The sequence below is a fragment of the Cupriavidus sp. KB_39 genome (assembly GCF_052114485.1).
GTDB lineage: Bacteria > Pseudomonadota > Gammaproteobacteria > Burkholderiales > Burkholderiaceae > Cupriavidus.
On the sequence record NZ_JBFREV010000177.1, the window covers coordinates 1 to 551 of the forward strand.

Genomic DNA, 551 nt, shown 5'->3' on the forward strand with positions numbered 1-551 from the left:
ACCGCCGACGATCCGACGAAACGTTGAACGGCCGCGCCTCCGCTTCAATCCGCCGGCAGTTCGCGACGGGCGCGGCGGGAATAGTAGGCGAACGTCGCTTCGAACCGCTTCTGGGTACTCACCCAGCGTTGCGCTTCACGACCCAGTTCTGGCGGAATCGGCTGAATCTCGCCTGCCGCCATTGCCAGGAGCTGCAGGCGCGCGGCGCGTTCAAACATCACACCCAGCACGCAAGCTTCTTCCACCGACGCACCAGCAACCAGAAGGCCGTGGTGTGACAACAGGATCGCCTTCTTGTCGCCGAGTGCCCTGGAGATGATCTCGCCTTCTTCATTGCCAACCGGGATGCCGGGCCATTTCCCGAGGAATGCCGTCTGGTCGTAGAGGACGCAGGTGTCCATATGGGAGATGGTCAGGGGAACCTCGAGCATGGCAAGCGCAGAGGCATGCGGCGCGTGGGAATGAACGATGCAGTTCAGGTCCGGACGCGCGCGATACAGCCAGGAATGGAAGCGGTTGGCAGGGTTCGGCATGCCGTTTCCGGAAAGCAC

1 protein-coding gene is annotated in these 551 nt (G+C 62.6%); it reads right to left on the minus strand.

From position 1 onward, the window contains the following. Positions 1-44 precede the first annotated feature (44 nt). Positions 45-551 (minus strand): aldolase (locus AB4Z27_RS29380; protein ID WP_441646027.1); only part of this gene is annotated, 507 nt, incomplete at its 5' end.